This is a genomic window from Pedobacter sp. UYP24 (assembly GCF_054057295.1).
The window spans coordinates 141866-156197 of the sequence record NZ_JBSRZD010000005.1 but is presented as its reverse complement, the minus strand read 5'-3'; the positions used below and the strand labels follow the sequence as shown (position 1 = coordinate 156197).

General features: G+C 39.2%; 7 protein-coding genes. 3 read left to right on the top strand and 4 right to left on the bottom strand.

The genetic code is table 11. The features are described from left to right. The first annotated feature begins 5 nt into the window (after window positions 1–5). On the top strand, window positions 6–3194 hold the full coding sequence (locus ACVWYN_RS11640) for an efflux RND transporter permease subunit (protein WP_457289036.1): 3189 nt from the start codon (window positions 6–8) through the stop codon (window positions 3192–3194). Window positions 3195–3311: 117 nt separating this feature from the next. Here ACVWYN_RS11640 and lpdA read toward each other — a convergent pair whose 3' ends face one another. Together lpdA and ACVWYN_RS11630 are read right to left on the bottom strand one after the other, a co-directional pair. Then, the gene (lpdA, locus tag ACVWYN_RS11635; protein WP_457289035.1) at window positions 3312–4718 is read right to left on the bottom strand and encodes a dihydrolipoyl dehydrogenase; all 1407 of its coding nucleotides are present in this window, start codon (window positions 4716–4718) and stop codon (window positions 3312–3314) included. A 73-nt stretch (window positions 4719–4791) separates the two neighbouring features. Next, window positions 4792–6456: an ArnT family glycosyltransferase gene (locus ACVWYN_RS11630; protein WP_457289034.1), complete on the bottom strand. Its 1665-nt coding sequence runs from the start codon at window positions 6454–6456 to the stop codon at window positions 4792–4794. Window positions 6457–6612: 156 nt separating this feature from the next. Here ACVWYN_RS11630 and ACVWYN_RS11625 point away from each other — a divergent pair, with 156 nt between their 5' ends. Then, on the top strand, window positions 6613–8484 hold the full coding sequence (locus tag ACVWYN_RS11625; protein ID WP_457289033.1) for a CocE/NonD family hydrolase: 1872 nt from the start codon (window positions 6613–6615) through the stop codon (window positions 8482–8484). A 2-nt stretch (window positions 8485–8486) separates the two neighbouring features. Then, window positions 8487–10154, top strand: a complete 1668-nt coding sequence (locus tag ACVWYN_RS11620) for a M1 family metallopeptidase (RefSeq protein ID WP_457289032.1) — start codon at window positions 8487–8489, stop codon at window positions 10152–10154. A 66-nt stretch (window positions 10155–10220) separates the two neighbouring features. Here ACVWYN_RS11620 and odhB read toward each other — a convergent pair whose 3' ends face one another. Both odhB and ACVWYN_RS11610 read right to left on the bottom strand, forming a co-directional pair. Continuing rightward, on the bottom strand, window positions 10221–11468 hold the full coding sequence (gene odhB / locus ACVWYN_RS11615; RefSeq protein WP_457289031.1) for a 2-oxoglutarate dehydrogenase complex dihydrolipoyllysine-residue succinyltransferase: 1248 nt from the start codon (window positions 11466–11468) through the stop codon (window positions 10221–10223). Between the two features lie 13 nt (window positions 11469–11481). After that, a complete protein-coding gene (locus ACVWYN_RS11610) occupies window positions 11482–14277 on the bottom strand; it encodes a 2-oxoglutarate dehydrogenase E1 component (protein ID WP_457289030.1) in 2796 nt (931 codons plus the stop codon). Between the last annotated feature and the right edge of the window lie 55 nt (window positions 14278–14332).

Here is a 14332-nt window from a genome sequence, read left to right as displayed (position 1 = left end):
AAGAGATGAAGATAACAGACATATCTATACAGAGGCCCTCTCTGGTAATTGTAGTTTTTACTGCGCTTACTTTACTAGGGCTATTGAGTTACTTTTCGTTGGGCTATGAGTTATTACCAAAATTCTCCAACAACGTAGTTTCAATCGCAACAATTTACCCTGGGGCTTCACCCTCCGAGGTAGAAAATACCGTAACCAAGAAAATTGAAGATGCGGTATCATCAATGGAAAATATCAAAAAAATAAACTCCGTTTCCTTTGAGAGTTTATCAACAGTTACGATAACGTTAACCGATAAAGCGAATATTGACATTTCTTTAAATGACGCACAGCGTAAGGTGAATGCGATCCTTTCAAATTTACCGGACGATGTTAAAGCACCTTCATTAAGTAAATTCTCATTAGACGATTTACCTGTAATTACCATGTCTGCCTCTGCCAATATGGACGACGTGAGTTTCTATGATTTAATTGATCAAAGAATTGCTCCGGTAATTTCCAGGGTAAGTGGTATTGCACAGGTTAACCTGATTGGTGGCTCTGAGCGGGAAATCAAAGTTTCTTTGGATGCCAACAAGCTACAAGGTTATAACCTTTCTGTACCTCAGGTACAACAAATGGTTTTAACTTCCAATTTAGACTTCCCTACAGGAAGTGTTAAGACTGAAAATCAGGATGTTTTAATTCGACTTTCCGGCAAATATAGCAGCCTAGAGGAGTTGAGAAACTTGGTATTAACTACTTCAAAAGATGGCGCCCAGGTTCGTTTGGGTGATGTTGCCGATGTACAGGATGCGCAGAAAGAAACTGCTAAAATTGCTCGTATCAACAGGACAGGAGCGATAGCTATTCAAATTATTAAACAAAGTGATGCAAACGCTGTACAGGTAAGTAAAGGTGTACATGCCGTTATTGAAAAACTTAAAGTTGAATATGCCGCAAATAAGCTAGACATTAAAATTGTGAACGATAGTTCCATCTTCACTTTGGAATCTGCTGATGCCGTAATTCACGATTTAATTCTTGCGGTAATATTGGTAGCATTTGTTATGCTTTTCTTCCTGCATAGTTTGCGAAATGCTTTAATTGTAATGGTATCTATTCCTGCATCATTAATCGCAACATTTATCGGCATTAGCTTATTTGGCTTTACCCTGAATCTGATGTCATTACTGGGATTATCACTGGTAGTAGGTATTCTGGTGGATGACGCGATTGTAGTTTTAGAGAATATCCAGCGACATATGGAGATGGGTAAAAATAAAGTGAGGGCAGCTTCTGATGCAACCAGGGAGATTGGTTTCACTGTGGTATCGATTACACTCGTAATTGTAGTTGTGTTCTTCCCTATCGCGATCAGTTCGGGTTTGGTATCTAACATATTGCGTCAATTCTGCGTGGTGGTAATTATTGCCACAATGCTTTCCTTACTTGCTTCATTTACTATTGTACCTCTACTTTTTTCCAGATATGGAAAATTGGAACATATTGAAGGCAAAAATGCATTTGGCCGATTTATTCTTTGGTTCGAAAGACAATTGAAAAAATTCACCTTGTGGGTAACATCCATATTAACCTGGTCACTGAATCACAAAAGGCGTACTATGGCTGCTGTGGTAATTTTATTTGCAGGGGCAATGTGGTTAGCGGGCGCCGGCTTTATTGGCTCTGAGTTTTTCCCAAAATCTGATAAAGGTGAGTTTTTAATTCAAATTGAGTTACCCAAGGATGCCCCTTTATCTAAAACCAACTTCTATACGCAGAAAGCTGAAGCATATTTAGCCAAACAACCTGAAATTGTACAACAAATTACAACTGTTGGACAAGCCAGCGGAGATTTTGGTGGAACTCAGGCAACAGCCTATAAATCTGAGATCAACGTAAAACTAGTAGATCGGAAGGAAAGGAATAATATCTCTTCAGATATTTTTGCTACTAAAATGAGTCGTGCGCTAGCTAAACAACTGGTAGGGGCGAAAGTTAAAACTGTACCTATTAGTATTATGGGTGTTGCAGAAAACGCACCAATACAAATGGTTGTGATGGGCTCTACTTTGGATAGCGCATTGAAATATGCCGAAGGTGCACAAAAAGTACTTGCCGGAATACCCGGTGCAACCGAGATTAAGTTATCTGTAGAGAAAGGAACTCCTGAGATCAATGTTCAGGTAGACCGCGATAAGATGTCTGCTGTAGGGCTAAATTTACAGACAGTAGGCTCTACCATGCAAACGGCCTTTGCCGGAAATAATGATGGTAAATACAGAAAAGGTGAATATGAATATGACATCAATATCCAGTACCAGGACTTCAACAGAAAGAATGTGGATGATGTTCGTAACCTGATTTTTGTAAATGCTAATGGAGCACAGATAAAACTATCTCAGTTTGCAAACATCACTGAAGGTTCTGGACCAAGTCAGTTAGAGCGTCTAAATAAATCAACCTCCGTATCTGTGAAAGCGCAATCTATTGGAAGACCTACAGGAACTGTAGTTGCTGAATTTCAAAAGAAATTAGAAGAACTACAAAAGGATGGCAAGTTAAAAACTCCTACTGGAGTAAGCTATACCTGGGGTGGGGATCAGGAAAACCAAGCTGATGGTTTTGGAACTTTAGGAATTGCCTTATTGGCATCTGTTATTCTTGTTTACCTAATTATGGTGGCCCTGTACGACAGCTTCGTTTACCCGTTAGTAGTCATGTTCTCGCTCCCACTTGCATTAATTGGGGCTTTCTTAGCACTAGCATTAACAAACAATTCTATTGGTATCTTTACCATTTTAGGTTTCATCATGTTAATGGGGCTTGTAGCTAAAAATGCGATTATATTAGTCGATTTCACCAACCACATGAAGGCAGAGGGGAAAAATACAATTGAAGCATTGATTTTAGCCAACCATGCCCGTTTGCGTCCAATCTTAATGACAACCATAGCCATGATTTTTGGTATGTTACCGATTGCCTTGGCAAGTGGTGCCGGTGCAGAATGGAAAAATGGTTTAGCCTGGGTTATTGTAGGCGGTTTAACAAGTTCCTTGTTTTTAACCCTAATTGTGGTTCCTGTGGTTTATTTGATTTTTGATATTATTCTGGACAAACTAGGCTTTAATAAAAAGGGTAAAAGCATAGATGAAATGATGGTTGAGCCATATGATCATAAGGATGTTTTAGAATATGACATAGAACACTAAAATACATTTCAACACATAAAATTGGGACAATTAATGCCTCTTATAAGTACTATCCTTAAATAAAACAAAAGGCCGCAAATAAATCTGCGGCCTTTTGTTTATAGATAGAAATTTATTTTAGATATGGATTGCCCTGTTTTCAGTAGCTGCCATGGCAGCTTCCTTTAATGCTTCTGTATAGGTTGGGTGTGCATGGCAGATTCTTGCAATATCTTCTGCAGATGCCCTGAATTCCATCGCTACAACAGCTTCTGCAATCATGTCTGCAGCACGCGGGCCAATAATATGAACCCCTAATATTTCATCAGTTTTCGCATCGGCCAATACCTTTACAAATCCGTCCGTATCCATACTTGCTTTTGCCCTCCCGCTAGCTTTGAATGGAAAAGAACCTGCTTTATATTGAACTCCTTTTTCCTTTAATTGCTCTTCTGTGTAACCTACTGATGCTACTTCCGGCCAGGTATACACAACACCTGGAATCAAATTATAATTGATATGCGGTTTTTGTCCTGCAAGTCTTTCTGCAACATAAATTCCTTCGTCTTCTGCTTTGTGTGCTAGCATTGCACCTTTAATTACATCGCCTATGGCAAAAACACCGGGAACGCTAGTTTCCAGATGTTCGTTTACGGGAATTTTATTACCCCTATCCTCTGTCGCAATACCAATATTTTCCAAACCAAGGCCAGCAGTGTAAGCTGTCCGCCCAACTGCAACGATGCAATAATCCGCTTCCAGATTAAGTTGTTCTCCTTTTGCATTCTCGGCAGTAACAGTAACTTTTTTACCTTTAGTAGTGGCACCGGTTACCTTATGGTTCATATAAAAATCCATGCCTAAAGATTTCTTAAGTACTCTTTGCAATTCTTTTCCTAAGCCCGCGTCCATAGTGGCAATGATAGATGGCAAAAACTCAACTACTGAAACCTTTGTTCCTAGTCTTGCGTAAACTGAACCTAGTTCAAGACCAATTACTCCACCACCAATAACAACCATTTCTTTTGGTACTTCCTGGATATTTAATGCTTCTGTTGAAGTGATGATCCTTTTCTTATCGATCGGCAAAAAAGGCAAAGTAGTAGGCTTAGACCCTGAAGCAATAATCACATTCTTCGCAGTTATAGTTTCCGTACTACCATCTTCTTTGGTAATTTTAATGGTGTTTTTATCGACGAACGAGCCTACACCTTCAAAACTATCAATTTTATTCTTTTTAAAAAGATAGACTATGCCAGCTGTGTTTTGGTTAACCACATCGTTTTTGCGGGCAATCATTTGCGGCATATCAACCTTTAGATCTTTTAGTGCAATACCGTGTGTTTTAAAGGTATGTCCTGCATTATAAAAATGTTCTGAAGAATCAAGTAGTGCTTTTGATGGAATACACCCAACATTAAGGCAAGTACCTCCAAAAGTTTTATATTTTTCTATTACAGCTGTTTTCAAGCCTAACTGTGCACATCTGATGGCACCAACATATCCACCAGGACCGGAACCAATTACAACTACATCGTATTGCATATCAAAGATTTTTTTGCGAAGTTAACAAACGTCAAAAGAATAACCGCATTGCTTGTGGGTTTATTGCAAAGTTCTATCTTACTATGACCAGTTGCCCCACACTTACTGCATTTTTCCTGGAAGCATTGTTTAAGAATTTGAGTTTCATCCTGGTGATCTGATAAGTATCAAATGTTTTGACAAGCTCAATATTTGGGTTTGCCTTGATCAACTCGTCTACCTCCTCTTTTTGACCATATAAAAAATAAGGCTTCGCAGGTAATAGTTTTTCTTCTCCAAAACGATAATCATGTACAACTTGATCGCTATAAAAATCAATGGCATACGCATAATTATTTACCAACTTAACTACAGGCAAATGGCTGAGATTATTGGAGTTAAGCCATATAGCGGCCTCGCTATCTCCCTGGTATTTGGTTAATGAAGGATAATAAGAGAAATTAAAGTAGACATTTACTAAAAGAATAACCGCAGCAGTTTGGAAGAAAATCCGGTAATGATCTTTTATGGTGAAAGAGATATATATCAATAATGCTAAAGCTAGCACCAAAAGCATGGCACATAAAAAGGTGATATCTGCCCGAAATAGAAACTGCACAACAAGCAGCAGTATTATAATCAATGTTAAAACTAATTTCTGCGTAGTATTTATACCCTTTATCGCTTGAGGACTTGTAATATTACAAAGGTAGTTGGCCGTAATAATGGAGAAAAAAGGGAAGATAATAATGATGTAATGCGGCAACTGGAATTTGGATAGAGAAAGCACCAGTAACGTTAATATTGTGCCGCATATGCAAAGCCAGCTTTCTTCATGAAGTCGCTGTGCTTTATTCCTAAAGAAATTAACAACTGCTATATAGAAAAGAATAGACCAGGGTAAAAAAGCCCAAAGGATGGTATGCAAAAAGAATGAAGGATCTCCCCCTGACTTTTTTATTGGACCAGTATTAAAGAACCGCCCAAACTGACTGTCCCAAAAGAAGAACCTGATACCAGATACGCCTGTTTGATTAAAGACGATTTTCTCTGGATGTTTATCAAATTGCACGTATAAACACCATAGCTCTGGTATAACCATTAGGAAAATAAACACAACTGCCAGTAGCCATCTAAAATTAAATAGCATTTTCCAGTTTTTTGTAATAACTAGCGGCCCTGCAATTGCACCAAATACAGGAATTAAAGCAAAAATCCCTTTTGTCATAACCGCACAGGCAGCCCATACGCATCCAATCAACAAATGAAAAAACCATGGTCTGGACTGTGCCTTGTACAAATGATATATACCACCGATAATTAGTCCGGTTAGATAAGGCTCAGCCCGAACATCCATATCGGAAATAATGATGTGCTCCGCTGTAAGAAGGATAAGCACAGCCCATAATGCAATCTGCTTATTGTAAACACTTTGTGCCAACATGTAAGTATATACAGCTCCAATCATAGTAAATACTATAGCTGGCAATTTATAAGCCCAAGTGGTAATACCAAATATCTTAAATGATATAGCCGCCATCCAAAAAGGAAAATGAGGTTTATCAAGCCAGTCACGCCCCTCTACAAATAGATCTGTAAAGTTATTTTTTACGACCATAGTCTTAGCGATAGAAGCATACAACGCACCATCAGGACCTATAATAGTAACAAAAAGGCCACTAAAATTAACCAAAACAGCCAGACCTATAAATAGATACAGCCACCTGGTTTTTTGCTCCGAAAGAGATTGCTTAATCATTTCCATCGTTATTAATCTACAACTAGTTAATAGTGGCAAAAGTAACTAAAAAACCGTTTTCTCTGCACACGTGTAAATTTTTAAAGACAACAGCTTCTTCTATGACTTGAAAAATTATATTTTTTGTACGTTTATCAAATAAATCTAAAAATCAACATGGCACGTTTGAAACTTTTTTGGCTTCTTGTACTTTTGAGTGCAAGCATTGCAGGTTATGCTCAAAATCTAGACTCTATTTATGTTCTTGAACATTATACCAAAATTGAACGCAGTATCTCAATGCGGGATGGTGTTAAGCTTTTTACTGCCATTTACTTGCCTAAGGATCAATCAAAAAAGTATCCATTCCTAATCAATAGAACACCTTATACAGTTGCTCCATATGGAAGCGATAAATATAAAACAAGCCTTGGAAATTTTCCGGCAATGATGCGTGAAGGCTTCATCTTTGTTTACCAGGATGTTAGGGGAAAATGGATGAGCGAAGGAACTTTTGACGACATCAGACCTCAAGTTACCAATAAAAAAAGCAAAAAGGATATCGACGAGAGTTCTGATACTTACGATACGATAGATTGGCTGATTAAAAATGTTAAAAACAACAATGGAAAAGCAGGAATATATGGGATCTCTTACCCTGGATTTTACTCGACAGCTTCTTTACCGGGCGCACATCCTGCATTAAAAGCAGTTTCGCCGCAGGCACCGGTTACCGATTGGTTCGTTGGCGATGATTTTCACCACAATGGTGTACTTTTTGTAAATGACGCTTTTAGTTTTATGACCACCTTTGGTGTGCCAAGACCAAAACCAATCACTCCTGATCTGGGCCCGAAATCTTTTATATTCCCTATTGCAGACAATTACAGATTCTACCTGGAAGCAGGCTCAGTTAAAAATCTGAAAGATAAATACATGGCAGACAGTATTAAGTTCTGGAACAATTTATTTGCGCATCCCAATTTGGATTCATTTTGGAAAGCCAGGAACATACAACCCCATTTAACCAACGTTAAGCCTGCAGTTATGGTGGTTGGTGGTTTCTTTGATGCAGAAGATGCTTACGGAACCTTCGCTACCTACAAAAGTATAGAAAAGCAAAATCCATCCGCCAATAACATACTGGTAATGGGACCATGGTTCCACGGTGGATGGGTAAGAAGTACGGGAAGCTCTTTTGGAAATATAGAATTCGGACAGCCTACAAGCATCCAGTACCAGGAAGAATATGAGCTACCGTTCTTTAAACATTATCTGAAAGACGAGGGCGACTTTAAACCAGCAGAAGCTAATATTTTCATAACGGGCAGCAATCAATGGAAAAGTTTTTCTGCATGGCCACCTAAAGAGACTGAACAAAGTACACTATACTTACAGCCTAATGGCAAACTTAGTTTTGAAAAAGTTGGCAGAACCGATAGCTGGGATGAATATGTAAGTGACCCGAATAATCCAGTGCCGTATCAGGATGGAGTTCAGGCAAAAAGAACCAGAGAATATATGATAGACGACCAGCGCTTTGCTGCAAGGAGGCCAGACGTTAAAGTTTACCAAACTGAGGTACTTACTGAAGACATCACGTTAACCGGTCCAGTTTTAGCTAATCTGGTGGTGTCTACCACCGGAACCGATGCCGATTATGTAGTTAAACTTATTGATGTGTATCCTGAGGATGCGCCAGCGCCTGTTCCGAATCCAAAAAACCTAATAATGGGTGGATACCAGATGCTGGTACGTGGTGAAATTATGCGTGGAAAATACCGTAACAGTTTTGAAAACCCAGAAGCATTTATACCAGGAATGGTAACAAAAGTAAATTACGCATTACCTGATGTTGCCCATACCTTTAAAAAAGGCCATAAACTAATGATTCAGATACAAAATTCATGGTTTCCATTGGGAGATAGAAATCCTCAGAAGTTCATGGATATTTATCAGGCAGAACCCTCAGATTTTCAAAAAGCAACTCAACGGATATTCCATGATGTAAATAATGCTTCGTCAATAACCTTAACGGTATTAAAATAAAAATGAGGCTAAATATAATAGGATTGCTTGGACTGGTATTTGCATCATTACTTTGCTACAGTCAGACATTGAAAAGCCAGTTTAGTAAACAGGATAGTCTAAGAGGCACCTATGGCCCTTTAAGAAGCTGTTACGACATCAACTATTACCACCTTGATGTTAGTATAGATCCTAAAGAAAAAAGCATTAGCGGTAGCAATGAATTTAAGTTTACCGCAGTTCAGGATTTCAAACAGCTTCAGTTTGATTTGTTTTCAAACCTACATATTGAAAGAATTTTATTTAATGGGCAGGAGCTCCATTACAAAAGAGAATTTAATGCAGTAATCCTCACTTTCCCTACTCTAATTAAAAAAGGGAGCAAGCAAAGCTTTATGGTATTTTATTCCGGATTGCCAGTTATAGCCAAGAATGCACCATGGGATGGCGGCTTTATTTTTACGGAAGACCGATCTGGAAACCCATGGATAGCTGTTGCTTGCCAAGGCTTTGGTGCCAGTTCCTGGTGGCCAACAAAAGACCACCAAAGTGATGAGGTAGACAGTATGCTAATCAGCATCAGCATCCCTAAAGGGCTGAATGAAATTTCAAATGGCAGATTGCGAAGCACCGTAAATAAACCCGATGGCCTTGTCCAATACAATTGGGCTGTGAGCAATCCGATTAACAATTATGACGTTACGTTTTATATTGGAAAATATGCACACTGGACGGACCAATATCCTGGTGAAAAAGGCAACCTATCTATTGATTATTGGTCTCTTGCAGAAGATAGTGTGCAGGCCAGACCCCACTGGGATGCGGATACCAAGCGCATGCTCAAGTCTTTTGAGTATTGGTTTGGGCCCTACCCTTTTTATGAAGATGGATATAAACTCGTTCAGTCACCTTATCTTGGCATGGAACATCAGAGCGCAGTGGCCTACGGCAATAAGTTTAAAATGGGTTACCTGGGGAGAGACTACAGCAAGTCTGAAGCCAACTGGGGTTTGAAATTTGATTTTATCACCATTCATGAAAGTGGTCATGAGTGGTTTGGAAACAACATCACCTCGAAAGATATTGCTGATATGTGGATTCATGAAGCTTTCACCAGCTATTCTGAGGCATTATTTTTGGAAACATATTATGGCAAACAAGCAGGATCAGAATATGTAGTTAGCAGCAGGAAAATAGTTAGGAACGATCAACCCATCATCGGCCCGTATCATGTAAATAAAGAAGGATCTTCTGATATGTACTATAAAGGCGCAAACATCATTCATACCCTGAGGCAACTAATCGACAACGATGAGAAATTCAGGGAATTGTTAAGAGGATTGAATAAAACCTTCTACCATAAAACAGTATCCACCAATCAGATTGAGACATATATTTCGCGGTTTACAGGACTAAAGCTGAATAAGTTCTTTGACCAATATTTAAGGAAAACCAGCTTACCAATTCTAGAATATAATATTACAACAACAGGAAAGTTAAACTACAGATGGGTTACTGAGGTTTCAGGTTTTCAAATGCCCATAAAAGTTACGCTTAAAGATGCAATTTATAGTATCATTTATCCAACTAATAAATGGAAATCCATTGTTTTGGATAAGAATATATCCAATCAGAATTTCAAGGTACAGCCTGAATATTTTATTAGTCTTAAAAAAGCTAAAACCAACTAAATATTGCTTAAAGTAAAAAGTCCGCAACCAATTAAAATTGCGGACTTTTTACACATTTTGATATGGCTATATGCCTAAAAGCAATCTTGCAGGATCCTCTAGCAGTTGCTTAACCCTAACTAAAAACCCAACTGATTCTCTTCCGTCGATAATGCGATGATCATAAGATAAAGCCAGATACATCATCGGACGAATCACCACCTCACCCTTTTCTGCTATAGGACGTTCAATAATATTGTGCATGCCAAGTATGGCCGACTGAGGTGCGTTGATAATAGGCGTAGACATCATAGAACCGAAAACACCACCATTAGTAATAGTAAACGTTCCTCCTGTCATTTCTTCAATTGTCAATTTACTATCCCGGGCTTTAGTCGCCAACTCAATTACCGTCTTCTCAATTTGAGCAAGGCTCATGCTTTCTGCATTCCGGATGATGGGAACGACCAATCCTTTAGGTGCAGAAACTGCAATAGATATATCTGCAAAATCGTTGTAAACAACCTCTTCTCCATCAATTCTTGCGTTAACTGATGGGAAGTCTTTCAAAGCCTCACAAACTGCTTTAGTAAAAAAGCTCATGAAGCCTAATCCAACTCCGTATTTCTCTTTAAATTGGTCCTTATATTTACCACGAAGATCCATGATGGGCTTCATGTTAACCTCATTAAAGGTAGTTAACATGGCGGTTTCATTCCTAACAGCAACAAGTCTTTTAGCAACAGTCTTCCTTAGCGGAGACATCTTTTGCCTACGCTCGTTCCTCGCACCTGCAACACTAGCTATAGCTGCTGGTGCAGAAGGATTTGCTTTTGAAGCCACTGCTTTAGACACTGACTTATCCGCGTTTAATGCATCTTCTTTTGTAATTCTTCCGTCAACACCAGTACCCTTTACGGCAGCGGCATCAACTCCCTTCTCTGCAAGTATCTTACCCGCAGAAGGTGATGGAGTTCCTGAAGCATAAGTAGTTTCCCCTGCTTTTTCGGCAACAGGAATGTAAACTTTATCAGCGGCAATCGCAGGCTTTTCATTTGCAGGAGCTGCCATTTCTTCTTTTGGTTTAGCAGGGGCTGCTCCAGCATCTTCAATTTCACAAACAACTGCACCAATGGCTAAAGTATCGCCTTCGGCAGCTACTACTTTTAAAGTTCCGGCTTGTTCTGCAGTTAGCTCAAAAGTGGCTTTATCTGATTCCAACTCTGCAATCACTTCATCCATTTCTACTACATCACCATCATTTTTCACCCAGCGTGATAAAACAACTTCGGTTATTGATTCTCCAACCGGCGGAACTTTTATTTCTATACTCATAATGACTATTTTGTTAATCTACATTATACACTTTACTCACTGATTTTTGCGCAATCTTTTGCTCAACCTCAGTCACCGGATTTTCAAATGCCTTTGCCAAAATTAATGCTTGCTGATTAGCGTGTTGCCTGGCAAATCCTGTGGCAGTACTACTGCTTTCCTTGCGGGATATCACTTCTAAATCGTTGAACATTGTTCTTCTGACTTTCCGCAACAAATATGGCCATGCACCCATATTTTCAGGTTCTTCCTGCACCCAAACAGCTTCCTTTGCATTTTTATATTTCTTATATACCACTTCCATTTGGGTAAATGGAGTCGGATATAGTTGTTCCACACGAACGATCGCTACGTTCTTGATTTGATCCTTTTCTTGTTTCTCGAGCAATTCATAATAGATCTTACCACTACAGTATAATACCCTGGTAACGTCTGATGCTTTCACATTTGTATCATCTATTACTTCCTGGAATTTCCCATCTGTGAAATCTTCAAGTGGAGAAACACATTTTGGATGACGGAGCAAACTTTTTGGTGTAAAAACTACCAAAGGCTTTCTAAAATCACGTTTAAACTGTCTTCTCAATGCATGAAAGAAATTAGCGGGCGTACTGCAGTTCACCACTTGCATGTTATAATCCGCACATAGTTCCATAAAGCGTTCAATCCTTGCAGATGAATGCTCCGGCCCCTGACCTTCATAGCCATGCGGCAATAACATTACAAGACCATTTTCTCGCTGCCATTTGGTCTCAGCACTAGCAATATACTGATCTACCACAATTTGAGCACCGTTAAAGAAATCTCCAAATTGCGCTTCCCATATGGTTAAAGCATTTGGATTGGCCATTGCATAACCATATTCAAATCCCAACACACCATATTCAGATAGGTGAGAGTTATAAATATCAAATGTAGCCTGCTGATCAGAGATATTAGCTAAAGGGATATACTCTTCTTCAGAGTCCTCCAAGGTCAATACAGCATGTCTGTGAGAGAATGTGCCGCGTTCAACATCTTGTCCGCTTAAGCGCACTCTTTTGCCTTCTGCCAACAGTGTACCATAAGCAAGCTGTTCGCCCATTGCCCAATCGAAAACATGAGTTGTATTGGCCATTTTACTCCGCTCATCAAATAACTTCTCTATTTTCTTAAAGAATTTTTTATCTGACGGCAAGGTGCTGATCCTTTTTGCGATCTCCAACAAGGTTGTCTTCTTAACAGCCGTATTTGGAGAGGATTCAAAGTCTTTTGGTGTAGCAATTCTCATATCAGCCCAGGCACCTCCAAACTTCACATCCTGATAGGTTGAGGTAATTTCTTTTGCCTCGTTCAATCTTTCTTGTAAAATTCCACGGAATTCTTTTTCAAGTTCCTTGGCAAGGCTTGCTTCCATTTTACCTTCGCCAATCAGCTGTTGAATATAAATATCGCGCGGATTTGCATGTTTTTCTATTGCCTTATAAAGCAAAGGCTGGGTAAATTTAGGCTCATCAGCCTCATTGTGCCCAAACCTCCGGTAGCAAAGGATATCAATAAAAACATCATTCTTATATTTCTGACGGTACTCCATAGCCAAATTGGTGGCATAAACCAGCGCTTCAACATCATCACCGTTCACATGAAATACTGGAGATAACGTTACCTTGGCAATATCTGTACAATAAGTACTGGTACGCCCGTCTTTGTAGTTAGTGGTAAAACCGATCTGGTTGTTGATAATCAAATGGATCGTTCCTCCGGTTTTATAGCCATCAAGACCAGCCATTTGTATCACTTCATAAACAATACCCTGACCTGCTACAGAAGCGTCGCCGTGTATAAGTATGGGTGCGATACGGGCGTCGTCTCCACCGTATTTAAAATCTATTTTTGACCTCGTCATTCCTTCTACCACGCCATTAACGGTTTCCAGGTGAGAAGGGTTAGGGCATAAGCTTAAATGCACGCTGTTGCCATTATTCGTAGTGACGTCTGTAGAATAGCCCAGGTGGTATTTCACATCACCACCAAATGGTGATTCTGCGCTGTACCCTTTACCTTCAAATTCAGCAAAGATATCCTTATACGTTTTTTGCATGATATTGGCCAGTACATTAAGGCGACCGCGATGCGCCATGCCAATCACAAATTCTTCAATGCCTAAAGCCGCTCCTTTTTCTATTACAGAATCCAATGCAGGTATCAAAGCTTCAGCACCTTCTAAGGAGAACCTTTTTTGGCCCAGAAATTTTGTTCCTAAAAAGTTCTCAAAACTTACTGCTTCATTTAATTTCTTTAATATCCTTCTTTTCTCCTCAATTGAAAAGTTTGGTGTGTTACGTACACTTTCCATCTTGTTTTCAATCCAGTGAAGTATCTCTGGAGTTCTTACATACTTATATTCTGCACCTATCGATTTACAATAGGTTTGCTTTAAAAAAGCTACGATATCTTTAAGTGGTGCTGCACCTATACCAATTTCTATCCCTGAGTTAAAAACTGTATCGAGGTCTGATTGTCCCAATGCAAAGTTTTCCAGATCGAGTGTTGGCAGATGATGACGACGCTCCCTTACCGGATTGGTTTGGGTAAATAGGTGCCCTCTTTGACGATAGCCATTTATTAAATTAAGGACGCTAATTTCTTTTAAAAAGTGCTCTGGTGTATCCGTAGTTACTGCAGTGCCGGATGAACCTCTACCGAAATCAAACCCCTCAAAAAACTTTTGCCAGCCAAATTCAACAGAATTGGCTTCTTCTTTATAAGATTGGTATAAGGATTCTATGTATTCGGCATTCGCACCGCTGAGATAAGATAAATTATCCATTATTTTTGAATTGCTATAAGTATGCAAAATTAGGATTTTTTACCTTAATATACAG

Bases quoted from the DNA above. Each gene is read 5' to 3' on its own strand.
- ACVWYN_RS11640 (WP_457289036.1), top strand. From the start codon at position 6: ATGAAGATAACAGACATATCTATACAGAGGCCCTCTCTGGTAATTGTA.
- lpdA (WP_457289035.1), bottom strand. From the start codon at position 4,718: ATGCAATACGATGTAGTTGTAATTGGTTCCGGTCCTGGTGGATATGTT.
- ACVWYN_RS11630 (WP_457289034.1), bottom strand. From the start codon at position 6,456: ATGATTAAGCAATCTCTTTCGGAGCAAAAAACCAGGTGGCTGTATCTA.
- ACVWYN_RS11625 (WP_457289033.1), top strand. From the start codon at position 6,613: ATGGCACGTTTGAAACTTTTTTGGCTTCTTGTACTTTTGAGTGCAAGC.
- ACVWYN_RS11620 (WP_457289032.1), top strand. From the start codon at position 8,487: ATGAGGCTAAATATAATAGGATTGCTTGGACTGGTATTTGCATCATTA.
- odhB (WP_457289031.1), bottom strand. From the start codon at position 11,468: ATGAGTATAGAAATAAAAGTTCCGCCGGTTGGAGAATCAATAACCGAA.
- ACVWYN_RS11610 (WP_457289030.1), bottom strand. From the start codon at position 14,277: ATGGATAATTTATCTTATCTCAGCGGTGCGAATGCCGAATACATAGAA.